Below are 23,119 nucleotides of genomic sequence, written 5' to 3'. Positions count from 1 at the left end.
TATTATCGTGGCTGCGTGTTTCGAGAGGTTCCCCCATGAGTGAAGAAGAACTGTTCTGCCGCAGGCCGATGGGTATGCGGATGGCGATGATCGTGCGCCAGTGGCGTGCCGTCATTGACGATGCCATTCTCGATACCGGGTTAACCCAGTCGAGCTGGACGGTGATGATGCAGCTGCATCAGCTCGGGGATAACGTCTCCATGAGTGAGCTGGCGGAGGTGCAGGGTATTGAACTGCCGCCGCTGATGCGCACCCTGACACAGCTGGAAAAGCAGGGTTACCTGCTGCGCGCCGTATCGCCTTATGACAAGCGCATCCGGCTTCTGACGCTGACGCCTGAGGGAAAAGCCATATTAAAACGGCTCACTCAGGTGATTGAGACCTATCAGGCGCGCGTATCGCAAAACATCGCGCCGGAACATATCGAGATTTTCAGCGCCACGTTGAATCAAATCGCCTGCAATTTGCGGACAATCCGCGAAGAAGATAACAAGACCGAAAAATAATGACTCCTGAACAAAAGTTTGCCCGCTGGGTAAGGGTGAGTATTGCCTCTTTCCTGCTGATGTTTGTCTACTTTATCGTTGCGGATATCTGGATCCCGCTGACGCCGGACTCCACCGTGATGCGCGTGGTGACGCCGGTTTCTCCGCGCGTCTCCGGCTATGTGGCGGCGGTACACGTCCACAACAACAGCCAGGTGAAGAAAGGCGATCTGCTGTTTGAGCTCGACGACACGCCGTTTCGCAATAAGGTGGAAGCGGCGCAAATCGCGCTTGAGCAGGCCCGCCTGTCCAACGAACAGCTGGACGCGCAGATCGCCGCCGCGCAGGCCAGCCTGAAAACCGCCGTGCTGACCGCGCGTAACGACAAAGTGACTTTCGACCGCTACCTGAAGCTGAGCACCCTGCAGAACGTCTCGCAGGCGGATCTGGATAAGGTCCGCACCACCTGGCAGAGCAGCGAGCAGTCCGTCAGCTCCATCCAGGCCAACATCCATAACCTGCGCATTCAGCGCGGCGAGCGGGACGAGCACCGCAACGTGACGCTGCAAAAATACCGCAACGCGCTGGATGACGCGGAACTCAACCTCGGCTGGACGAAGGTCTACGCCCAGGCGGACGGCACGGTCAGTAACCTGCAGTTAAGCCCGGGCTTTTACGCCTCCTCGGGTTCCGCCGCGCTGGCGCTGGTGAACAACCAGACCGATATCGTGGCCGATTTCCGCGAGAAGAGCCTGCGTCACACCCATCAGGGCACCGACGCCGCCGTGGTGTTCGACGCCTTCCCGGGGCACGTTTTCCGCGCCCACGTGACCAGCAGTGACGCGGGGATACTGGCGGGTCAGGAGGCCGTGAACGGTCAACTCTCCGAACCGGAGACCTCCAACCGCTGGGTGCGTGACGCCCAACGCATGCGCATTCACGTCGCGCTGGACGAGGCGCTGCCGAAGCATCTGCCGACCGGCGCGCGCGCGACCGTGCAGCTCTACAACAGCGAGGGGCCGTTTGCGCGCTTTTTCTCCGGGATGCAGATCCACCTGGTGAGCCTGCTGCATTATGTCTATTAGCACCCTGGCGCGGGTGTTTACCCCGCACGGCAACATCGTCTATACGGCAAACGACTTTCGCCAGACCCTGCGCATCGTCTTTGCCGGGATGATTGCGCTCAGCATCTCCAGCTTCTACAACACCAGCTACGGCGTGTTTTTCGTGGTCTATCCGATCATGCTGCTGTCGCTGGTGCCGGTCTTTAACCGCCACGTGGCGAAGCAGTTTATCTTCAGCGCCGCGCTAAACTGCGTCGAAATGATCTTCATCATCGGCTATCTGTCGCAATGGCCGGTCATTATGACGCTGGTGGTGTTTGCCCTGTACGTGATGCGCTTTCGCTTTATGAGCAAGGGGCCGCTGTTCCTGTTTGGCTCAATGGGCGTGGTATGCCAGAGCGTGATGCTCAACTTTATGAGCTACCCCACCACCAGCTGGCACACGCTGCTGTTTTCCAACATCGAAGCGAGCGTGATGGCGGTGTGCCTGAGCGCGCTGATGAACTATCTCCTGCCTGACGTGGAACCCCGCAAGCCGCCGCCGCTGATTGAGAAAGACGATGCGCGCGTGCGCCACGAATCGCTGCTCTCCGGCACCGTCGCGACGCTGATATTCGTGGTGTTTCAGATTAGCGACTTAAGCGATTCGCTTTCGGCGCTGATGGCGGGGATTTTGATCCTGTTCCCGATGCACTACCGCGGTTCGGTGATGAGCTCTATCTGGCGCGTGGTCGGCGTGGTGCTGGGCTGCCTCTATATTCTGGTGGTGCAGCTGATCCTCTACGATCACAGCAGCCATATGCTATTGATGATGCCCCTGATTGGCCTCGGGCTGGCGTTTGGCGCGCGACTCCACGTGATGGAGAAGGTGGGCGCGGGCGTGGGGTTCTCCAGCATCACCACCATCGGCATTATGTTCGGGCAGAACATGCACCCGGACACTGACCTGGTGTTCAGCGATCTCTATCGCATCACCTCCGTCACCTTTTCGCTGGTCGCAACGCTGACGATGGTCTTCCTGGTGCACCTGATCCTCAACCGCTTTGAGGCGACGCGCTACGTCATCGCGCCACTTAAAGCAGATTAATGTCCCAGCACGGCAGGCAGCTGCGAGAGTAAAAACAGTATCAGGCCAATCGTCCCGCCCACCAGCGTGCCGTTGACGCGGATGAACTGCAGGTCTTTACCGATGTTAAGCTCAATCTGGCGGGACATGTCTTTGGCGTCCCAGCTTTTGACCGTGTCGCTGATGTGGCGGGTCAGAAACGCGGCGAAATCCGGCGCGAGGCGGTGCGCGGCCTGCTCCAGATGCTCGTTCAGCGACGCCCGCAGGCTGGCGTCGTTTGTTAGCGTTTCGCCAAACCACAGCCCGGCGTTGGCGATGCGTTGCTTCACCCGCGAGTCTTCACTCTGCATATCCGCCTTCAGCCACTGGCGCAGGTCAGCCCACATCTCGCCCAGATAGCGGTTAAACGCCTCATCGTTTTTCAGATAGTGCTTGATGTTGTCGGCTTTCGCCGCCATCTCCGGATCGTTTTTCAGGTTGTCGATAAGCTTCAGCGTGGCGCGGTCGAACGCCTGGCGGATCTGGTGCGTGCGGTCGTGGCTGATATCGTCCAGCAGCGTGTTCACCGCGTTCGACACCATCTCTGCGCTTTGATCGCCCAGCCACTCGGTGGGCAGCACCATCGCTTTGCGCGGATGTTCGGTCTTCAGCCAGTGGACAATCTGATCGGAGATAAACTCCCGCGTGCTTTCCCGCTGAATCAGGGTAATCAGGCGGTTGATGATGGCGTCCAGCAGCACCTGGTGGCGGTTGTTTTTGGTCATGCTCTCCAGCATCACGGCGCTGGTTTCGGTGAAATCGACCTTATCAATCGCCTTGTGTACCGCCCGTTTGAGCAATCGCTGAATGCGCCCGTCGTCCGTGAGTTCCAGAAAACCGCTCATCACCTGAATCAAATGCTGCCCGACGCGCTGGGCATTGTCGGGCTGGCTGAACCAGGTTCCGATCATCTGCGCGGGCTCATAGCGGCGGATTAGTGCCACCAGCGACTGGGTATCCAGAAACTTCTCCTGCACGAACTGGCCGAGATTGTCGCCGATTCGGTCCTTATTGCGCGGGATAATCGCCGTATGGCGCGAGATAAACGGAATGGGAACCCGGCGGAACAGCGCAACCACGGCAAACCAGTCCGCCAGCGCACCGACCATCGCCGCCTCGGCAATGGCCTTTACGCCGCGCACCCAGAAGGTCTGCGGCAGGAGCAGGGTGGTGATAAACGCCGCGGCGGCAACCAGCAGCAGCGACAGCGCCAGAAGCTTGGCGCGTTTGAGTTCGGTATGTTTTTCCATGGGTTAAGGATAGAGGGTTGTGCACCAAAAGTGCAAAGCTGGTGTAAGAGGAGGGAGACGCAGCCTCTGTGCAAACAAACGGCTATTATATTAAAAATATATATATCAAAGTTATCTATTATTCATTTTTCTATATTTTTGTGCTTATTTATTCTCGACAGTAAGGTTTTGTGACCGACACGGTAATTTCGATTTTCTTGTGAGTCATAAGATAAAGGACTATCCGCACAAGGAGACGGTATTAATGACATGGGAATATAAAGTATCGACAGGAGTATTGAGCCATAACGGCGAGTTTGTTGCTCACTGCTACAGCGGTGCGGGTGAATCGAAAGATAAGCCTGAGTGTGAAAGTCAACGAAACAGAGGACCGATTCCCAGAGGTATTTATTTTATTGCCGGATGGAATAATCACAAAAGTGCAGAGGCCATTGTTCTTGAACCTATAGCTGGCACTAATACTTTTGGCCGAGATCATTTCCAGATTCATGGGGATAAAAAAGGTCAACCGCCAGGTTCGGCATCAGCAGGTTGCATCATTATGAACGGCCAGGACAAACGTCATATGATTTATGATTCAGGTGACACAATACTGGTGGTGCGATAATGAAGTATATTATTGCGCTATTCTTTTTGTGCTTGCCGGTGGGTTTATTTGCCAAAAACCACACTCCTGAACAGATATTGCAAATGATAAATGACAAAGGTGCCAGAACCGTTGTAAGTGAACTGGATTCAAATGATAACGGTGAGTCGGAGTGGTGGAATCATATCATCCCGAAAATTAGGAGCGGCACACAAGCATGGTTAGCCGTAGCGAGTGCCCTTGAACCCGGAGTGGACGCCAGTACGGCTGAAGATTTAAAGGCGGCACTTTCTGAAGCCATCCCGCATAACCCTGAAGGTGTCTTAGCAATCTTAAAAGACGATAAACCGTTGCTCACTATTGAACAAGTCTGCGCTTTTACCAATTTCCCTGAGACGGAAGCAGAAAGTAATAAGCTTTATGTCGATTCCATCAGGGAGATGTTTAAAGTTAACAGCCCGAAGGGTAAAAGATGCCTCGCTGTTATGATCGCCACCGTTGAACACTCTGTTCCATTCGATAAGGATATTTAAATGGCCATTCCGGGATATATGTCATTAACTGACGATGCAGGTAATATTATAAAAGGCAGCGTGACAATCAAAGATCGTGAAAACCAGATTGAGGTTTTGGGACTCTATCATAATGTGAGTTATAACTCAGACCTGCACAATGGCAGAGCGCTGAGCAAACGCCAGCATCGCCCCTTTCTTATTGAGAAGGAAATTGATGCCTCCAGCGTTTTTCTCTATAAAGCGCTGAGCACGGGGGGCACGCTCAGAAAAGCGACTATAGACCTGTACAGAATTAATGATGCCGGGCAGGAAGAAATCTATTTCACGATCGCGCTGGAAGCGGTAAAAGTCGTCACGCTGTTTTCATTAATGCATGACGTGAAAGAGACTTACCATGAAAAGCAGGGGCATCTTGAGCTTGTTTTACTTCGTTATGAAAAGATTGCCTGGCATTACCGTGACGGTAACGTGATTCATTCGGATGACTGGGATTATCGGTTAGGGGCTTGAAAGCAGCCCTGTAAATTCTTTCATATCAACCGCCACAGCACCCATCCCCCAAATCCCATCAGCACCACCCCCGCCGTGCGCTCAATCCACCACAGCGAAGGGCTGATCTTCTGTTGCACCGCTCGCAGCCCCATCAGCGACACCAGCGCCAGATCCCACGTCAGCACCACCATCACCATCCAGACGCCGCAGGTCGCCTGCTGAAGCAGCGTCACGTCCGGCCCCAGCAGCGCCGTCATCAGCGCCAGATAGAACAGCGCGTTCTTCGGGTTTAGCAGCGCCGAACCGAGCCCCAGCAGGATCTGCTTGCGCAGCGAAGGAAAGCGCTGGTGGGTTTCATTCAGCGCCAGCGCCTGAGGCTGACTGCGCACCAGATGCGAGCCGATCCACAGCAGGTACAGCGCCCCGCAAAGCTCGATAAGCGTAAACAGCCACGTAAACTGGCGCAGCGCGCTCCAGCCGATAATCACCAGAAGAATATAAAGCGCGTTACCCGCGGCGATGCCGAGGCACAGTCCAGCGCTGCCGCGTAGCCGATAGCGCGCGGCGTAGCCCACCAGCAGGAAGAAATCCGGGCCCGGGCTTAGCAGGGCAACAAAGTGCGCCAGCGCCAGGGCGAGAAAAGCGGAAGGGAAGAACAGTTCCATAGCGACCTCAGTGTGAAAATCTGAGGTCAGACTACGGTGATGCCAACGCTATTTATTGTCGGATATTGATCGGCCCGTGGCGTACTGGCGCGGCGTGGCGGCGGTATAGCTGACGAAGGTCTTATGAAAATGGCTCTGGTCGGCAAACCCGCTCTGGTAGCCGACGTCGGCAATATCATCCCCGGCGCGCAGTCGCGTCTTGGCGTACTCCACGCGGGAGATGTTAAGGAAGCTGCCAGGCGTCAGGCCGGTGTCCTGTTTGAAGGTGCGAATCAGCGTCTCCTTGCGCAGCGAGAAGCGTTGAGCAAGCTCGTCGAGAGAAGGCGGGCTGGCGAGATCGGCAAGAAATGCCTCCTGAACCTGCTGGCTGGTTGAGCGAAGCGCGTCTGCGTTATCCGCACAGTAGGGAAGGGCAGAAAGCAGCGTGTCCAGGGACGCTGGAGACAGTGTCTCGACAACGTCCAGGTAGTGAGCAAACAGGATTGGGCTACGAATCACCTGTAGCGCCAGCGGAAGATCGGTATCGATGTAGAGCATATGGTAGCTGCGCGGTTGCCCGGCGACGGGGTTGCAGCTGTGCGGCGCACAGGCCGGGATCACGATGAGGTCCCCGGGGTTAAGGGTGTACTCTCTGTCGTGACACACGCAGCAGGTCTGGCCCTCCACAATCGCGCCGATGGAGAGCTGAGGGTGACTATGGCGTTTGTACGCCTGGGTGCTCTGCCACGTGCTGCGCAGCTCAAGGCCTGAGGCGCGGTGAAAAGTCTGGCGGACATGTCGGGTATCGGTCATAGGCGCTCCTTCTGGCGCTTTTTTATACCACGGCCGCGAACCGTCGGGCAGTGCTTCATTAAGAACCTTCCGGATATACCCAACTTTACGTCCAGAGCCAGTCATGTTGACTACCCTTAATACCCTAAGCGGTAAAACAAGGAGATTCGACATGGCTTATCAGACAGTAAATCCTGCCACTAACCAGCTCATCAAAGAATACCCCTCACATACCGACGCGGATATCGAAGCGGCGCTGAAGGTGGCCGATGCGCTTTATCATTCAGACTGGGCGAAAGGCGACATCAGCCAGCGCCTGCCGGTGCTGCATAAGCTCGCCGACCTGATCGACGAGCGCACCGAGGAGCTGGCGAAAATCGCCAGCCAGGAGATGGGTAAGCTCATCGAACAGAGCCGCGGCGAGGTGAAGCTGTGCGCGCAGATCGCCCGCTACTATGCGGATAACGCGAAGCAGTTCCTGGCCCCGGTGAAGTACCCATCTGAACTTGGGGAAGCGTGGGTGGAGCATCACCCCATCGGCGTGCTGATGGCCGTTGAGCCGTGGAACTTCCCCTATTACCAGCTGATGCGCGTCCTGGCGCCAAACCTGGCGGCGGGGAACCCGGTGATCGCCAAGCATGCCAGCATCGTGCCGCACTGCGCCGAGACCTTTGCCCACCTGGTGCGCGAGGCGGGTGCGCCGGAGGGGGCGTGGACTAACCTGTTTATCTCGTCCGAGCAGGTGGCGAACATCATCGCCGATGACCGCGTGCAGGGTGCCGCATTAACCGGCTCCGAAAAGGCGGGCAGCGTGGTGGCCGCGCAGGCGGCGAAGCACATCAAGAAATCCACGCTGGAGCTGGGCGGTAACGACGTATTCGTGGTGCTGGATGATGCGGATCTGGACAAAGCCGTGAAGATTGGCGTGAATGCGCGGCTTAACAATGCCGGACAGGTCTGCACCGCGGCGAAGCGCTTTATCCTGCATGAAAAGATCGCCGATGCCTTCCTGAGCAAATTCACCGAGGCGTTTAAGCAGGTGAAGATTGGCGACCCGCTGGACGAAAGCACCACGCTGGGGCCGCTGTCGTCTAAAGATGCTCTGGAAACGCTGACCAAACAGGTTAACGAGGCGGTGAAAAACGGTGCGACGCTGCACTATGGCGGCAAGCCCGTTCAGCGCGACGGGAGTTTCTTCGAACCGACCATCCTGACGAATATCTCCCGCGACAACCCGGCGTACTTCGAGGAGTTCTTTGGCCCGGTGGCGCAGGTGTATGTGGTGAAAAACGACGACGAAGCGGTCGCGCTGGCGAACGACTCCCACTACGGCCTTGGCGGGGCGGTATTCAGCCAGGATATCGAGCGCGCGAAGAAAATGGCGTCGCGCATTGAGACCGGGATGGTGTATATCAACTGGCTCACCGATACCGCGCCAGAGCTGCCGTTCGGCGGCGTGAAGCGCTCCGGCTACGGGCGCGAGCTGTCGGATCTGGGGATCAAAGAGTTTGTGAACCAGAAGCTGGTGGTGGTACACAAGTAATACCCGAGACAAAAAAAACCTGCCGCATGGCAGGTTTTTTTTGTTTGTTCGTTGGCTTAGAAGCTCACGCCGCCGCCCACGTATGCGCCGTCGATCAGGGTGTGGTTTGGACGGCCGTCTTTGCCGTCAACGCTCACGTGGCGGTAACCCACTTTCAGCGTAACCGGTTTGATTGGGGTCCAGCTTACGCCGCCGTTCGCTTCAACGTAGTTTTTGACGCTGTTGTTCAGCCCGTCTGGCGCCACATAGCCTTCACCGAAGACGTTGATGCTGTCGGTCAGGGCAACCTTCACGCCGCCACCGATTGGGAACGCTACGCCGTTATCGCCTTTTTTCGGGCCAACGTAGAGGGCCTTAGCGCCTGCGTTCAACATCACCGGACCGACTTCGAAGTTGTATCCAGCACCTACGCCACCGGTTGTGGTGCCGTCATCGGTATTTTTCAGCCAGCTGCCTTCGGTATACAGGCCGGAGGTCGATTTACCCATTTCCACATTCAGGTTGGTAAAGTTTTTACCCTGCTCAATGCTGCCACCCATCGCCAGTGCGGAGCCAGAGACAGCGGTCAGAGCGGAGAGGATGAGAACGTTAAGCTTTTTCATGAGTTTTTCCTCGTCATTAAATTAATCTGAGGGAACCTTAACAAGTGATGTTTATGACTGCAAATGTGATGCATGTCGTGGTTTTATGCTGATTTTGTTAGTTATTTAGTTTTTATCTGTTGCTGAATTGTTTGTTTGGCGAGCCGTCAATGGCAATTAAATTCGCGTTTAGGAAAAGTTTAAAGAGTTTGCTAAACGACGTTTGAACGAGGAGAAAAAAGCCCTTTGAGATGAATTAATTGAATTTCTAATAATTTCCAGAAGTGTTTCAGTTGTCATAGATAAAGACGTAAGTTTACATTTCTGAAGAGGGATATACGTGCCGCTGCGTGGGTCAGCGTCCCGCCTGTGTCATTTTTCTGACACGATTCTTCATTACGTTGTTGGCTTCACTAACTGGATGCTAACAATATGAAAAGAAAAATTATTCCTGTGCTAATCGGTTGTGCGCTCTCTTTCTCTGGCCTGGCGGCGCAGCCCACTGCTGAGCGCTATGTCGTCAGCTTCCCTGAAGGCTCACACGTGAGCTACAGCGGCGCGTTTGCCAGCGCGTTTCCGAATGGACTGCCCGTGGGAATCGGTTCCGGCCTGCTGTTTACGGGCAAACAGGGCGACGCCCTGACCTTTGCGACCGTGACCGATCGCGGTCCAAACGCCGATGCGCCAAAAATGGGTAAAAACGAGGCTAAAATATTTGTCACGCCAGATTTCGCGCCGCTGCTGATGACCATCCGCGTTCAAAACGGCAAAGCGGAGGCTGTCGATGCCCGCCCGCTGCATGATGATAAAGGCGCGATTAACGGTCTGCCGCTGCAAAGCGGCGTGATTGGCTCCACCAATGAAGTGGCGCTCAGCGACACCTTAACGATCCTGAAGGGTGACAACCGCGGGCTGGATACCGAAGGCATCACGCCGGACGGTAAAGGCGGATACTGGCTGTGCGACGAGTATGGCCCGTTCCTGATTAACGTCGACAGCAAAGGCAAGATCCTCGCGATCCACGGGCCGCAGGCGGCGGAAGGGGAGAAGTCCATCGCGGGCGGTCTGCCAAACATTATCAAATGGCGCCAGGCGAATCGGGGCTTTGAAGGCCTGACCCGCATGCCGGACGGGCGGATTATCGCCGCCGTGCAAAGTACGCTGGATATTAACGGTAAGAGCAAAAAGCAGGCGCTGTTTACGCGTCTGGTGAGCTTCGACCCGGCGACCGGGAAAACCGCGATGTACGGCTACCCAATCGACAGCGCGGCCTACGGTAAAAACAGCGACGCCAAAATCGGCGACATTGTGGCGCTCGATGACCAGCATATCCTGCTGATTGAGCAGGGAAGCGATAAAAACGACGGCATGCGCAACCTGATTTACAAAGTGGATCTCAGCAAGGCGAGCGACCTTTCCGCCTTTGACAAGCCGGGTGAGTACCCGGAGTTTGATGATGAGAAAACCCTGGCGCAGCGCGGCATAACGCTTGCGGCTAAAACGCAGGTTGTCGATCTGCGCGCGCTGGGCTGGCAGCAGGAGAAGGCCGAAGGGCTGGCGCTGATCGACAGCAAAACGCTTGCGGTGGCGAACGATAACGACTTTGGCGTGAAGGTGGCGATGCAAAACCCGGTCGAGGGCAAGAAGCTCAAGGATTACCGGGTGAACGCAGAAGGCAAGCTGACGCTGGATGATAAACCGGTTGAAACCACCCTCAGCGTGAAGCCGCTGAAGAAGCCGGAGTCGGACAGCGAGCTGTGGATTGTGACGCTGCCGGAAGCGGTGAAATAGGTTTACCGCTCCCCCCTCACCCTAACCCTCTCCCCACAGGGGAGAGGGGATTGTTCGGAGCGCATAGTTAAGCGGGGAGGCTATTTCTTCAGACCCGCAAACGCCGCCCGAATTTCCTCTTCCGGCAGCTGTATGCCAATAAACACCATCACGCTACGCGGCGTTTCATCGCCCCACGGTCTGTCCCAGTCGGCGCTGTACAGGCGCTGTACGCCCTGGAACAGCAGGCGGTTCGGCTCGCCGTCAATCCACAGCATCCCTTTGTAGCGCAGCAGCTTGTCGGCAAACGAGAGCAGCAGGTTCTCCATCACGCGCGAAACCTCGCCGATGTCCACCGGGTAGTCCAGCTCCACCACAATCGACGCCACGTCGTTTTGCTTATCTCCCATAAAGTGGAAGCGCGGTTTTGCGGTCACGTTCTCTTCCAGCATAAAGCCGTTGGTGTTGAACAGCTGAGACAGATCGATGTCGCCGTGCGTCACCGTGTAAACCGGCGCGCGGGAGTTGATGCGGGTCAGGCGCTCGCGCAGTTTTTCGCTTCCGCCCGCCACGTCGGTTTTGGTCAGCAGGATGCGGTCGGCGTAGCCCACCTGAGACTGGGCGATGGTGAACTGGTTCATCTGCTCGTCGGCGTGGACCGCATCGACAAGGGCAATAACGCCGTCCAGCAGGTAGCGCTGGCAAAGAATGTCGTGCGAGAAAAAGGTCTGAATAATCGGGCCGGGGTCGGCCATGCCGGTGCACTCGATCACCAGACGGTCGAAGTCGATGTCACCGCGGTCGCGGCTGTCGAGCAGGTCCAGCAGGGCGTCTTCCAGCTCGTTAGAGCGGGTACAGCAGATGCAGCCGTTGGTGAGGGTTTTGATCTGGGTGGCGCGATCGCCGATCAGCTGGTCGTCAACGGAGACCTCACCGAACTCGTTTTCGATAACGGCGATTTTGAAGCCGTGCTGTTCATTCAGGATGTGGCGCAGCAGGGTGGTTTTGCCGGCGCCGAGAAAACCGGTCAGCAGGGTAACGGCAATCGGGGTCATGGTCTCTCCTTTAGCAGCAGCGGACGCCGCCTTCTCCACTTCCGCCGTAGCGCGCTTCCTGACGCTCGCGGAAGAATTCGGTGTAGGTCATGTACGGCTTATCCGGATGGTTGGTCTTCATATGCTCAACGTAGTTGTCATAGTCCGGAATGCCAATCAGCATTTTCGCCGCCTGACCGAGGTATTTTTTTGCTTCGCCTAAGTTACCAAACATTGTGGGTTCCAGACAGAAAAAGCCCGGTGGCGCTACGCTTACCGGGCCTACAGTACCGTTGTAGGGCGGGTCAGCGCAGCGCCACCCGCCATTTTTTTAATGGTGTGAAGAGGTCTTCACGCCGCCTTCCGGCACCGGCACGTACGGGGTTTCTTTATCCGTACGACCGTCGGCGTTGCGCACGTTCATCCAGGTTTTGATGCCGTAGAAGATGATGCTGTACACCACCACCAGGAACAGAATGCTCAGACCCGCGTTGGTGTAGTTGTTCACCACGATATGGTTCATGTTGGCAATCTGCTGCGCGGTCAGATCCGCGCCGCCTGCGGCAATCTTCTCTTTGTACTGGTTAGCCATGAAGAAGAAGCCTTCCAGCTGCGGATTGGCGCTGAACAGCTTCAGGCCAAGCGCCCAGGTGGTGCAGAGCAGCAGCCACAGCGCAGGAACAACCGTTACCCAGATGTATTTGGTGCGTTTCATCTTCACGAGGACCACGGTACCGAGCACCAGCGCCACGGCGGCCAGCATCTGGTTAGAGATACCGAACAGCGGCCACAGGCTCTTCACGCCGCCGAGCGGGTCGACAACGCCCTGATACAGCAGGTAGCCCCACAGGCCGACGCAGCCCGCAGTACCCAGAATGCCCGCCACCAGAGAGTCGGTTTTCTTCAGGAATGGCACGAAGTTACCGAGCAGGTCCTGCAGCATGAAGCGGCCCGCACGGGTACCGGCGTCCAGCGCGGTCAGGATGAACAGCGCTTCGAACAGAATACCGAAGTGGTACCAGAAGCCCATGTCCGCCCACGGCAGCACTTTGTGGAACACGTGCGCGATACCGACGGCCAGCGTCGGTGCGCCACCGGCGCGGTTCAGCACGGACGGTTCGCCGATGTCCTTCGCGGTCTGCATGATCTGCTCAGGCGAAATCACGAAGCCCCAGGAGCTGACGGTCGCTGCCGCGTGTGTGCTCGCGTCCTTCAGCTGCGCCATAATCAGCGCCGCGTTGTCACCGCCCATCTCGTGCAGGTTTGGCATGGTAATGCCGAGGCCCGCAGGCGGGGTGTTCATCGCGAAGTACAGACCCGGTTCGATAATGGAGGCTGCAACCAGCGCCATGATCGCCACGAAGGACTCCATCAGCATCGCGCCGTAGCCGATCAGACGCGCGTCTTTCTCGTTCGCCAGCAGCTTAGGCGTGGTGCCGGACGCAATCAGGGCGTGGAAGCCAGAGACCGCACCGCAGGCGATGGTGATGAACAGGAACGGGAACAGGGCGCCTTTCCACAGCGGGCCGGTACCGTCGATGTACTGCGTTACCGCAGGCATTTTCAGGTCCGGGTTAATCAGCAGGATGCCGATCGCCAGACCGACGATAACGCCGATTTTCAGGAAGGTGGCCAGGTAGTCGCGCGGGGCCAGAATCAGCCAGACCGGCAGCAGCGCGGAGATAAACGCATAGCCAATCAGCGCGAAGGTAATGGTGGTGTCCTTGAAGGTCAGCGCCGGGCCCCAGTACGGGTCGTGCGCAATCACGCCGCCGAAGTAGATAGACGCTACCAGCAGCACGATACCAATCACCGACACTTCACCCACGCGGCCCGGACGCAGGAATCGCATGTAGATCCCCATGAACAGCGCAATCGGTACGGTTGAGCAGACGGTGAAGACACCCCACGGGCTTTCGGCCAGCGCTTTCACCACGATCAGGGCCAGCACCGCGAGGATGATGATCATAATCAGGAAGCAGCCGAACAGGGCGATAGTCCCCGGCACGCGGCCCATCTCTTCTTTGACCATCTCACCCAGAGAAGCGCCGTTACGGCGAGAAGAGATAAACAGCACCATAAAGTCCTGCACCGCACCCGCCAGCACGACGCCCGCGAGCAGCCACAGGGTACCCGGCAGGTAGCCCATCTGCGCGGCCAGCACCGGGCCCACCAGCGGGCCTGCGCCGGCGATCGCGGCAAAGTGGTGACCAAACAGCACGTAGCGGTTGGTTGGCACGTAGTTCAGGCCGTCATTGTTAATGACCGCCGGCGTGGCGCGCGTCGGGTCGAGCTTCATGACCTTCTGCGCGATGTACAAGCTGTAGTAGCGATAAGCAACAAGATAGACGGAAACGGACGCGACCACGATCCACAGGGCGCTTACGTGTTCGCCCCGGCGTAATGCGACAACCGCCAGACAAAAAGCGCCGAGGATCCCGAGTAAGGCCCAGGGCACGTGCTTCAGTAGTTTTTTAGTATCCATAGTAAGACCTGGTTTTTTATGTAAAGAAAAAAGGGTCAGGGTTCGTTGTGAGGAGGTATTGATTAATGCTGGAGCGATCGTGCCAGATCCCCGCGCGTGTAAAGGACGGTAAATGAATGAGTGGTTGAAAGTGACAGGTGAGCGGTCAAAGGGGGCGACGAGCGGTTCCGGCTCGCCGCCTGGGGGCGAAATTATGTGATTGAGATCACTTGATTATTCGGGTTGCGTTCCACCGCCAGATAGCTCTCCAGCGTTCCGATCAGTTTTTCCTTCAGCCAGTTCGGCTCCAGAATCTGAATATGGGGCAGCCAGTAGAACAGCAGCGGCAGGATCTGGTTCTCGTGCGCCGCCTGGCAGCGCAGCGTGACGCCGCCCTGTTGCTCCTCCAGCAGCTCTTGTTCCGGCAGAAGATCGCGGCGCAGGAAGTAATGTGAAATATTATCTTTGATGAATATTTTCACCGCGAAAGTATTTTCAGAGACCCAGGGGTCGAGGCTTTTTTCCAGCAGCGCAAGGACATTATCTTCCGGGGTGAAGGTCGTTTTCTGAATATCAAACCAGCTAATCTGGCTCAGTGAGAAGGATTTCAGGCGGCTATTTTCGGTGGCTTGTAAATACCATATATTTTTTTTGTTAATGAGTTTATAGGGATTAATCAGACGGGTTTTTCCCTTATAAACAATCTGACAAACATTATGGTTTTTAATCGATCTCTCGATTTTCGTTAAATGACGACGAATATCGCGCTGGACCGTGTGTTCAGCTTCATTCGCAAGAATAAGAATATGGTTTTCGTCAACGCGCGTCTCAAGATTCTGCCAGAATTCCGTATTTCTTTCAGGGAAAAAGCTGTCAGCATTCAGGAAGTTAGCAAGGGTGTGATGTAAGCCTTGTCCACCGGGCGATTGTGCGGAATGGATCAGTCGATATAGCCCGTTACCGGTATGTTCAACAATGGGTGAGAGGGCATTTAAATCCCGGTAGACGGTACGCTCGGTAATTTTAAATTTCTCCATTAGCGCACTGCGGTTTACCACACCGTTTAAATGTAGCTCAACCAGAATATCGACCAGACGTTCAGCCGAGCGGCTCCGCGTCGTTTTAGCCATAAGGTCATCCTGTATATTTAGGTATGCGCTGAATGATGCGGGTGCACTGACAAAGGGTGTCAGTATTCAGTCACAGAAAATTTCTCTTATGGGTATATAACGGCGTGATTTAGCGGAAACCTTAGGATTTTTTGTAGAAAGCGGCGCTGGCCGGAAAAAAGGCCAGCGCGAGGGGAGATCACACGGCGGCTTCCGCCTCCAGCATGACCGGGTGGAAACGGCGCTTGAAGTAGATGAGGCCGTGTCCCGCATCGCTCAGAATGATATTTTTAATTTCAACAAGGTAGACAAGATGCGTGCCGATGGTTTGCACCTGGCTAATCTCACCTTCAAGGCTGGCGAGCGCGCCCTTGAGCACCGGCTGCGCCAGCGGGCCTTTCTGCCAGCAGGAGAGGGTAAAGCGCTCCTCCATCGTCATACCGGTCATCCCGGCGAAATGGCGAGCCATGATCTCCTGCTCGTGATTCAGCACGTTAACGCACAGCCTGCCGTTGCCCTGAAATACCGGGTTCATGGCGCTGTTGGCGTTGATGCACACCATGACCGACGGCGGGGTGTCGGTGACCGAACAGACGGCGGTGGCGGTAATGCCGCAGCGGCCCGCCTCGCCCTCGGTGGTGATCACATTGACCGCCGCCGACAGGCTACTCATTGCGTCGCGAAAACGCAGGCGTTGTTCATCTAAATGCATTGCAACCTCCCGCTGCGCTATTTCAGCAGCTTGTCGAGCATGTTGATATCGCTGTTGTTGTGCAGGTGCGGCACCGTCCAGCCGTGCTGGTCGTATTCAGACATGCAGCGGTCGACCATCGCCATCATCTTGTCCATGTTGCCGGAGCTCTGCGCCTGGCGCAGACACTGCAGGCGGATCTCATCCTGGCTTCCGGAGTAGTTGATTTCGTATAGCTCGTGACGACCGCCAAACTCGCTGCCGATGGCATCCCACATCAGCTTCAAAATCTTGATGCGTTCAACGTGATCCATACCGTTGGAGCCGCGCACGTATTTCGCCAGATACTGGTCGATCTGCGGGTTGTTCAGATCCCGGGCGCTGGACGGCAGGTAGATCAGCCCGGACGTCACGTTACGCTCGATGATGTTCTTGATCTTCGCGTAGGCCATCGGCGCCATCACGCGGTAGGTTTGCAGCGCGGCGTGATCCGGCAGATACGCGCCGTTGACCCACGGGGTGGCTTCGGAGCACATGGAGTCGCTCAGCGCCCAGAACATGTTGCGCCAGGCCACCACTTCGCCGAGATCCGCCTGCACGCCGCGGAACTCCAGGGTACCGGTGCACTCCAGGGATTTCTTCAGCAGGGCGGTGATGAAGTCGAGCTTCACCGCAAGGCGCACGCAGGCCTGCAGCGGGTACATTCGCGCAAAGCCGCCCTCCATCGTCCAGCGACGGCAGCGGTCGAAATCGCGGTAGATCAGCACGTTTTCCCACGGGATTAGCACGTGATCCATCACCAGGATCGCATCGTTTTCATCAAAGCGGCTGGAGAGCGGGTAGTCGTACGGGGAGCCGGTTGCGCCTGCCACCATCTCGTAAGAGGCGCGGGAGATCAGCTTCACCCCCTCGGCGTCCATTGGCGCGACAAACATCAGCGCGAAGTCCGGGTTTTCGCCCATCACCTGCGCGGAGCCGAAGCCGATCATGTTGTAGTGGGTCAGCGCCGAGTTGGTTGCCACCACCTTCGCGCCGCTGACAACGATCCCGGCATCGGTCTCTTTCTCCAGCTTGATGTAGACGTCCTTCACCTCGTCCGCCGGCTTGTGGCGGTCGATCGGCGGGTTAACGATGGCGTGGTTGAAGTACAGGCCGGTTTCCTGAATGCGGGTGTACCAGCTGCGGGCGTTCTGTTCGAACTGGCCGTAGAAGGCCGGGTTGGCGCCGAGCGCGCAGCCGAACGCGGCTTTGTAGTCCGGCGTGCGGCCCATCCAGCCGTAGCTCAGGCGCGACCACTCGGCGATGGCGTCGCGCTGCTGGCGCAGGTCGTCGGCGCTTTTCGCCACGCGGAAGAACTTGTGGGTATAGCCGCCGCTGCCGGTGTCGGTGCCCCAGCAGAGGGTATCCTGCATGTCCGGCTTGTGCAGCGCGTCGTACATCTGCGCGATGGAGGCCGCCGCGTTGCGAAACGCCGGATGGGTGGTGACGTCTTTGACGCGCTCGCCGTAGATGTAAATCTCACGGCCGTCCTGCAGGCTCTTTAAATACTCTTCGCCGGTTAACGGACGTTTGGCATCAGCGCGGAAATCTTCAGGCTTCATAGGGACCTCGTATCGGAATAGTGTTGTTAAATTTATGTTTTGTTTTTGTTGTTTAATTGAAGCCTGAGCGGGGCGTAACGTGAAGGGACGTTTGGGACAACGGCGGGTACTTTTCGGGTGGGATGTGGTTTTGTGATCGGTGTGGCTTTTCGGCGGGTGGCGCTGCGCTTACCCGCCCTACGAACCGTGATGCGTTCAGGAAACCGGTACTTTCTGCGCCCGGTACGCGCTGGGCGAGCATCCCACTAAGCGGTTAAAAAAGCGGGCGAAATAGGCCGGATCTTTAAACCCCAGCTGCCAGGCAATTTCGCTCACTGTGCTGTCGGAAAAGAGCAGCAGCCGCCTCGCTTCACGCAGCTGTCGGTCGAAGATCAGCCGCTTCGGCGGGCGGTTGGCGAAGCGGCGGCAGATGTCGGTCAGGCGGGATTCGGTCAGGTGCAGCTCGCTGGCGTATGCCGGCACCGTCCAGTGCTGGTGGTAGTGGGCATCAATCAGCTGGGTAAAGCGCTGGAACAGCTTCAGCTCGCCGCGCATGCCGCCTGAAGCGTGGTCGTCAAGCTTCGCGTTGCGCAGCAGCAGGGTAAAGACCGCCTGCGCCAGCAGGACCAGCGTGTGTTCGCGCCCCGGCAGCTGTTCCGTGGATTCCCGGGCAATCAGCTGCCAGTAGTGCTTCAGCGCCGCCAGCTCGTCCGGCTTATCCGCCAGCGAGAGGCAGATCCCCGGCAGGCCAAATGCTTCCCGCGTGCCGGGGTAGAGCACCTCCAGCAGCGGCCAGATCAGATCCTCGCGCACCGTCAGCACGTGCCCGTCGCTGTCGGATTCGGTGATAAACGCGTGCGGCACCGACGGCGGCGTGAGGACGAACAGCGGCGCCTGCACCGAGTAGCGGTGATCGTCGAGCTGGAGTTCAATCTGCCCGGTATCGAGAAAGTGCATCTGAAAATACTGGTCGTGACGATGCGCCTGCATGTCGCGGCCAAAAAAGGCCGCCATGCGGGCGAACGACTGGTAGTGCACGTCGTCGGTGCCCAGACTTTCGTCGTACTCCTTGCTGATATCAATGTTGGCGATAGGGCTCTGGCACATGATCGTTCCTCTGTTGATCCCGCTGCGTCATCGGAATGCGCGTCAGCACCAGCGCGCCGACCACCAGTAGTCCGGCCACAAACCACAGCCCGGAGCTGAAGCTGCCGGTCGCGTCGCGCAGGATCCCAATCAGCAATGGGCTGACGGCGGATCCGACGTTGCCGATGGCGTTGATTACCGCCAGCGCCACGGCGCGGGACCGCAGGCTAATAACCCGATCCGGCGTGGTCCAGAATATCGCCATGGCGGTAAAGGATCCGGTTGAGGCCATGATGATGCCAAGCAGCTGGATCAGGCTGTGATCGGTGGCTGAGGCCAGCATCCATCCCGCCGCGGCGAACAGGTACGGCAGGATGGTGTGCTTTTTTCGCTCTTTCAGCCTGTCGGAGCGGCGGCTCCACCAGATCATCCCGAGAATGGTGCAAAACTGCGGGATCGCCGCCAGCAGGCCGATGACGATATTGCTGCTCCCCGTGTTAAAGCTTTGTAGGATCTGCGGCGTCCAGATGTTGATCGCGCTGAGCGTGTTGGTCAGGCAGAAGTAGGCCAGCGTGTAGAGCAGCACCGCCGGGGTCAGCACTTCGCGCAGGGTTGAGCGTGCCGAGGCAGGCTGCGTTACGGCCAGCTCCTGCTCGCGGGCGATCATCGTTTTCAGCGCCTGTTTTTCGTCGTCATCCAGCCAGGTGGCCTGATCCGGCGTGTCGTTGAGGTAGAACCAGGTCACCACGCCGAGCACTACCGACGGTAGCCCCTCCAGCAGGAACAGCCACTGCCAGCCCTTCAGGTTCCACAGCCCGTCCATCGCCAGAATGTACCCGGAGAGGATCGAGCCGAGCATCATGGTCACCGGCATGGCAATCATAAACAGCGCGTTGGCGCGGGCGCGGTGATACGCCGGGAACCACCAGGTGAGATAGACCAGGATCCCCGGCAGGAAGCCGGCTTCGGCAATACCCACCAGCATGCGCAGGACGTAGAGCGTTTCAGGGCTGGTGGCGAACATGGTGCAGGTGGAGGCGATGCCCCACACCACCATGATCCCGGCGATCCAGCGGCGCGCGCCGATCTTCGCCAGCATGATGTTGCTCGGGATCCCGCACAGCACGTAGGTGACGTAAAACAGCGTCGCGGCCAGGCCAAACATGGTCGACGTAAGGCCCAGATCTTTGCCCATCGTCAGCCCGGCAAAGCCGATATTGATGCGATCGAGAAACGAGAAAACAAACAGGATGAAGAGAAAGACGATCAGGCGTCGGAACAGCTTGTTAATGGCGCGATGTTCAACAGCTTTATTATCATGAGTTTGCAGGGTAGAGGTCGTCATGGTGCGCTCCAGATCTTACGTTTAGTAGACGGATTTATTGTTATTAACTGACGTAACCGGTTGTTCGATAAAGCGTGCCGCCAGCGCTTCCGCGCTGCGGGCGAGCAGGGTGGTGTCAACGCCGACGGCAACAAACAGCGCGCCGAGGTCGAGATAGCGTTTTGCCAGCGCCTCGTTCGCCATCAGGATGCCGGGCGCTTTACCGGCCGCACGAATCTGCGCGATCGCCTGCTCGATGGCGGCCTGCACCTCCGGGTGCTGCGGATTGCCGGCAAAGCCCATGTCGGCGCTCAGATCCGCCGGGCCGATAAACACGCCGTCGACCCCTTCCACGTCCAGGATCTGCGGCAGGTTTTTCAATGCCTCGCGGGTTTCGATCTGCACCAGCACGCACATGGCGTCGTTAGCCTGCTGGAGGTAATCCGGGATGCGGTTCCAGCGCGAGGCGCGCGCCAGGGCGCTGCCGACGCCGCGAATGCCCGCGGGCGGGTAGCGGGTGGCACGTACCGCCAGCCGCGCTTCGTCGGCGTTTTGCACCATCGGCACCAGCAGAGTTTGCGTGCCCACGTCCAGCAGCTGCTTGATCTGCACCGGATCGTTCCACGACGGGCGCACCACCGGCTGGCTGGCGTACGGCGCGATGGCCTGTAATTGGGTTAAGACGGTCTGCACGCTGTTCGGCGCGTGCTCGCCGTCGATCAGCAGCCAGTCGAAGCCTGCTCCGGCCAGCAGTTCGGCGCTGTAGCTGCTGGTGAGCCCCAGCCATAAGCCAATTTGCGGACGGCCTGCCTTCAGCGCCGCTTTAAATGCGTTTTGCATGGTTGTCTCCTTACACAAAGCGGCAGCTGATGGAGCCCATGTTGCCGTAGTCCACGTGGAAGGTGTCGCCTCTGCTGGCGGGCACCGGGCGGGTAAACGAGCCGCCGAGAACGATCTGGCCAGGCTCAAGCTGCACGTCGTACGGCGCCAGCTTGTTTGCCAGCCACGCCACGCCGTTCGCCGGGTGGTTAAGCACGCCTGCGGCCACGCCGGTCTCTTCGATCACGCCGTTGCGGTAGAGCAGGGCGGAGATCCAGCGCAGATCCAGCGCGTCGGGCTTAATCGGGCGGCCACCGAGGATCACCCCCGCGTTGGCGGCGTTATCGGAGATGGTGTCGAATACCTTGCGCGGACGCTGGGTTTCCGGGTCAACGTTGTGGCAGCGGGCATCGATCAGCTCCAGCGCGGGTATCACGTAGTCCGTAGCGTTGTAGACGTCGAAGATGGTGCAGTTCGGGCCGCGCAGCGGTTTTGCCAGCACGAACGCCAGCTCTACCTCGATGCGTGGGACGATAAAGCGATCCACGGGAATGTCGCTGCCGTCGTGGAAGAACATGTCGTCCAGCAGCGCGCCGTAGTCCGGTTCGCTAATCTGCGAGCTGGCCTGCATCGCTTTCGAGGTCAGGCCAATCTTGTGGCCTTTCAGCACGCGGCCTTCGGCAATCTTCAGGCTGACCCATTCGCGCTGAACGGCGTAGGCGTCTTCAATCGTGATCTCCGGATAGTCCAGCGAGATCGCGCGGATCTGCTCCCGGGATTGTTCCGCCTGATGCAGGCGATGGGCGATCAGGGTATGGGTATGTTTGTCGAGCATGGCGATATCCTTTGTGCGGCTGGTGCCGGGTGGCGCTTCGCTTACCCGGCCTACGTTCGAGCCGTTGTAGGCCCGGTAAGCGAAGCGCCACCGGGCGAAAAAGATGTCTACTTAAACAATGCGTGCACGTTGTTTTGTTTGTAGTTCAGCGTCGGATCGAGTTCTTCCATGGCGAAAGAGAGCGCCAGATAACGGCCCGCCATTAGCTCCGCGAAGTGCGTTTTGATCAGCGCAAACAGCATTTCACCGACCTCTTCCCGGCTCTCCAGGCTGCGCCCGGAACCAATCTTCAGCGTCATATGCACAAAGGCGTAATCGTGCCTGCCGTCGGCCATCTGCCAGGTGTCCAGCCAGTGGGCGCGGCTGCGGATACCGCCGAGGGGGAAGATGCCCGTGGCGGCGAGCGCCTCGTTGACTTTGGCGAACAGCCCCGGCAGGTCGGCCTGCTCGCGGATGTTGTCGGTACATTCAGCAATAAAGTGCGGCATGGTGGCTCCTTATGCGGGCAGCGGGAAAACGGCGTTAACCTGGCCGGTACCGGAGCTGGCGAACAGCTCGGTGAGAAACTCCACCTTGCCGTCGTAGTTGTCCCAGCCGAGCATGCCCAGCAGCATTACCGTGTCGTGCATGTTGCCCTCGCCGTAGCAGTAGTCGGCGTATTCCGGCAGCATGCTGCAAAACTCTTTGAACTGCCCCTCGCGCCACAGCTTCACCACGCGCTCGTCCATCTGGCGGTCAAACTCGCGGGTGTAGCTGTTCATTCCTTCCTCGGCGCGCTGGTCATCGATAAAGCGGTGCGACAGCGAGCCGCTGGCGAGGACCGCCACGGTGCCGTCGTATTTTTCGATGGCGCTGACGATGGCCTCGCCCAGCCTGCGGCTGTCGGCGAAGTCGTGAACCGTGCAGAACGCCGAGATGGAGACCACCCTGAAGTGCTTATCCGCGTTCATGTAGCGCATCGGCACCAGCGTGCCGTACTCGAGCTTCAGGCTCGGAATGTTGTGCGCTTTGGCGCGCACGCCAAGCTTCACCGCCTCGTCGGCTATCAGTTGGCCGAGTTCCGGGTTGCCGTCGTAGTCGTAAGTCATGTCGCGAATAAAGTGCGGCAGCTCGTTGCTGGTGTAGACGCCCGAAAAATGGTCCGCACAGTTGATGTGGTAGGCGCTGTTCACCAGCCAGTGGGTGTCGAAGACGATGATGGTGTCCACGCCCAGCTCCCGGCAGCGCTTGCTGATCTCTTTATGCCCGTCGATGGCCGACTGGCGGCAGCCGTGGTTTTTCCCCGGCAGCTCGGAGAGGTACATTGACGGAACGTGGGTGATTTTTGCCGCTAACGCTAATTTACCCATG

At 57.9% G+C, this 23,119-nt stretch carries 24 protein-coding genes; 8 read left to right on the top strand and 16 right to left on the bottom strand.

Annotated elements, in window-relative coordinates:
• Nucleotides 1-35 precede the first annotated feature (35 nt).
• From N037_RS18615 to N037_RS18605, 3 genes are read left to right on the top strand one after another with little or no spacing between them, the layout of a single operon-like run.
• A complete protein-coding gene (locus N037_RS18615) occupies nt 36-506 on the top strand; it encodes a MarR family winged helix-turn-helix transcriptional regulator (protein ID WP_023334371.1) in 471 nt (156 codons plus the stop codon).
• A complete protein-coding gene (locus N037_RS18610) occupies nt 503-1,570 on the top strand; it encodes an HlyD family secretion protein (protein ID WP_156369741.1) in 1,068 nt (355 codons plus the stop codon). Before N037_RS18615 ends, N037_RS18610 begins: the two co-directional genes overlap by 4 nt.
• Nucleotides 1,560-2,636 (top strand): DUF2955 domain-containing protein, encoded by a 1,077-nt coding sequence (locus N037_RS18605; RefSeq protein ID WP_032642714.1) that lies wholly within the window; start codon nt 1,560-1,562, stop codon nt 2,634-2,636. The genes N037_RS18610 and N037_RS18605 overlap by 11 nt, the downstream gene beginning before the upstream one ends.
• Here N037_RS18605 and N037_RS18600 read toward each other — a convergent pair.
• A complete protein-coding gene (locus N037_RS18600) occupies nt 2,633-3,904 on the bottom strand; it encodes a DUF445 domain-containing protein (protein ID WP_032642712.1) in 1,272 nt (423 codons plus the stop codon). The genes N037_RS18605 and N037_RS18600 overlap by 4 nt on opposite strands.
• A gap of 244 nt (nt 3,905-4,148) precedes the next feature.
• On the opposite strand from N037_RS18600, the gene N037_RS24325 reads away from it, so the two are divergent.
• From N037_RS24325 to tssD, 3 genes are read left to right on the top strand one after another with little or no spacing between them, the layout of a single operon-like run.
• Nucleotides 4,149-4,511 (top strand): tlde1 domain-containing protein, encoded by a 363-nt coding sequence (locus N037_RS24325; protein ID WP_023334375.1) that lies wholly within the window; start codon nt 4,149-4,151, stop codon nt 4,509-4,511.
• Entirely contained in the window at nt 4,511-5,023 is a 513-nt protein-coding gene (locus N037_RS18595; protein WP_023334376.1) for a hypothetical protein, read from the top strand. Before N037_RS24325 ends, N037_RS18595 begins: the two co-directional genes overlap by 1 nt.
• A complete protein-coding gene (gene tssD, locus N037_RS18590) occupies nt 5,024-5,515 on the top strand; it encodes a type VI secretion system tube protein TssD (protein WP_032642710.1) in 492 nt (163 codons plus the stop codon).
• 20 nt (nt 5,516-5,535) lie between these two features.
• On the opposite strand, the gene N037_RS18585 is transcribed toward tssD, so the two are convergent.
• Complete coding sequence (locus N037_RS18585; protein ID WP_032642708.1) at nt 5,536-6,162, bottom strand: LysE family translocator; 627 nt, start codon at nt 6,160-6,162, stop codon at nt 5,536-5,538.
• A gap of 48 nt (nt 6,163-6,210) precedes the next feature.
• Complete coding sequence (locus tag N037_RS18580; RefSeq protein WP_032642706.1) at nt 6,211-6,954, bottom strand: AraC family transcriptional regulator; 744 nt, start codon at nt 6,952-6,954, stop codon at nt 6,211-6,213.
• A gap of 151 nt (nt 6,955-7,105) precedes the next feature.
• Here N037_RS18580 and N037_RS18575 point away from each other — a divergent pair, with 151 nt between their 5' ends.
• Entirely contained in the window at nt 7,106-8,476 is a 1,371-nt protein-coding gene (locus N037_RS18575) for an NAD-dependent succinate-semialdehyde dehydrogenase (RefSeq protein ID WP_032642704.1), read from the top strand.
• 56 nt (nt 8,477-8,532) lie between these two features.
• Here N037_RS18575 and N037_RS18570 read toward each other — a convergent pair whose 3' ends face one another.
• Complete coding sequence (locus tag N037_RS18570; RefSeq protein ID WP_023334381.1) at nt 8,533-9,078, bottom strand: YfaZ family outer membrane protein; 546 nt, start codon at nt 9,076-9,078, stop codon at nt 8,533-8,535.
• Between the two features lie 411 nt (nt 9,079-9,489).
• On the opposite strand from N037_RS18570, the gene N037_RS18565 reads away from it, so the two are divergent.
• Nucleotides 9,490-10,848, top strand: coding sequence for an esterase-like activity of phytase family protein (locus N037_RS18565; protein ID WP_032642702.1), 1,359 nt, complete (start codon nt 9,490-9,492; stop codon nt 10,846-10,848).
• Nucleotides 10,849-10,928: 80 nt separating this feature from the next.
• On the opposite strand, the gene yjiA is transcribed toward N037_RS18565, so the two are convergent.
• From yjiA to hpaD, 12 genes are all read right to left on the bottom strand, one after another.
• Entirely contained in the window at nt 10,929-11,882 is a 954-nt protein-coding gene (gene yjiA, locus N037_RS18560; protein ID WP_032642701.1) for a GTPase, read from the bottom strand.
• 10 nt (nt 11,883-11,892) lie between these two features.
• Nucleotides 11,893-12,096, bottom strand: a complete 204-nt coding sequence (locus N037_RS18555; protein WP_003856610.1) for a YbdD/YjiX family protein — start codon at nt 12,094-12,096, stop codon at nt 11,893-11,895.
• A gap of 96 nt (nt 12,097-12,192) precedes the next feature.
• Entirely contained in the window at nt 12,193-14,346 is a 2,154-nt protein-coding gene (locus N037_RS18550; protein WP_032642699.1) for a carbon starvation CstA family protein, read from the bottom strand.
• A gap of 191 nt (nt 14,347-14,537) precedes the next feature.
• On the bottom strand, nt 14,538-15,455 hold the full coding sequence (locus N037_RS18545) for a helix-turn-helix transcriptional regulator (protein WP_032642698.1): 918 nt from the start codon (nt 15,453-15,455) through the stop codon (nt 14,538-14,540).
• 178 nt (nt 15,456-15,633) lie between these two features.
• Nucleotides 15,634-16,146 carry a 4-hydroxyphenylacetate 3-monooxygenase reductase subunit gene (locus tag N037_RS18540; protein WP_032642696.1) on the bottom strand — a complete coding sequence of 171 codons (513 nt, stop codon included), beginning with the start codon at nt 16,144-16,146 and terminating at the stop codon, nt 15,634-15,636.
• Nucleotides 16,147-16,163: 17 nt separating this feature from the next.
• Nucleotides 16,164-17,726, bottom strand: a complete 1,563-nt coding sequence (gene hpaB, locus N037_RS18535; protein ID WP_023331946.1) for a 4-hydroxyphenylacetate 3-monooxygenase, oxygenase component — start codon at nt 17,724-17,726, stop codon at nt 16,164-16,166.
• 195 nt (nt 17,727-17,921) lie between these two features.
• On the bottom strand, nt 17,922-18,812 hold the full coding sequence (gene hpaA / locus N037_RS18530; RefSeq protein WP_032642695.1) for a 4-hydroxyphenylacetate catabolism regulatory protein HpaA: 891 nt from the start codon (nt 18,810-18,812) through the stop codon (nt 17,922-17,924).
• Nucleotides 18,784-20,136 (bottom strand): 4-hydroxyphenylacetate permease, encoded by a 1,353-nt coding sequence (gene hpaX, locus N037_RS18525; RefSeq protein WP_032642694.1) that lies wholly within the window; start codon nt 20,134-20,136, stop codon nt 18,784-18,786. The genes hpaA and hpaX overlap by 29 nt, the downstream gene beginning before the upstream one ends.
• Nucleotides 20,137-20,157: 21 nt before the next feature.
• Complete coding sequence (gene hpaI, locus N037_RS18520) at nt 20,158-20,955, bottom strand: 4-hydroxy-2-oxoheptanedioate aldolase (protein WP_032642693.1); 798 nt, start codon at nt 20,953-20,955, stop codon at nt 20,158-20,160.
• A 10-nt stretch (nt 20,956-20,965) separates the two neighbouring features.
• Complete coding sequence (gene hpaH, locus N037_RS18515; protein ID WP_023615753.1) at nt 20,966-21,769, bottom strand: 2-oxo-hept-4-ene-1,7-dioate hydratase; 804 nt, start codon at nt 21,767-21,769, stop codon at nt 20,966-20,968.
• Nucleotides 21,770-21,876: 107 nt separating this feature from the next.
• On the bottom strand, nt 21,877-22,257 hold the full coding sequence (locus N037_RS18510) for a 5-carboxymethyl-2-hydroxymuconate Delta-isomerase (protein ID WP_032642691.1): 381 nt from the start codon (nt 22,255-22,257) through the stop codon (nt 21,877-21,879).
• Between the two features lie 9 nt (nt 22,258-22,266).
• Nucleotides 22,267-23,118, bottom strand: a complete 852-nt coding sequence (gene hpaD, locus N037_RS18505) for a 3,4-dihydroxyphenylacetate 2,3-dioxygenase (RefSeq protein ID WP_032642689.1) — start codon at nt 23,116-23,118, stop codon at nt 22,267-22,269.
• Nucleotide 23,119: the final 1 nt, after the last annotated feature.

This window comes from Enterobacter sp. EGD-HP1 (genome assembly GCF_000733275.2).
Taxonomy (GTDB): Bacteria; Pseudomonadota; Gammaproteobacteria; order Enterobacterales; family Enterobacteriaceae; genus Enterobacter.
The sequence above is the reverse complement of the archived record's forward strand: the minus strand, read 5'-3'. Positions and strand labels throughout refer to the sequence as shown.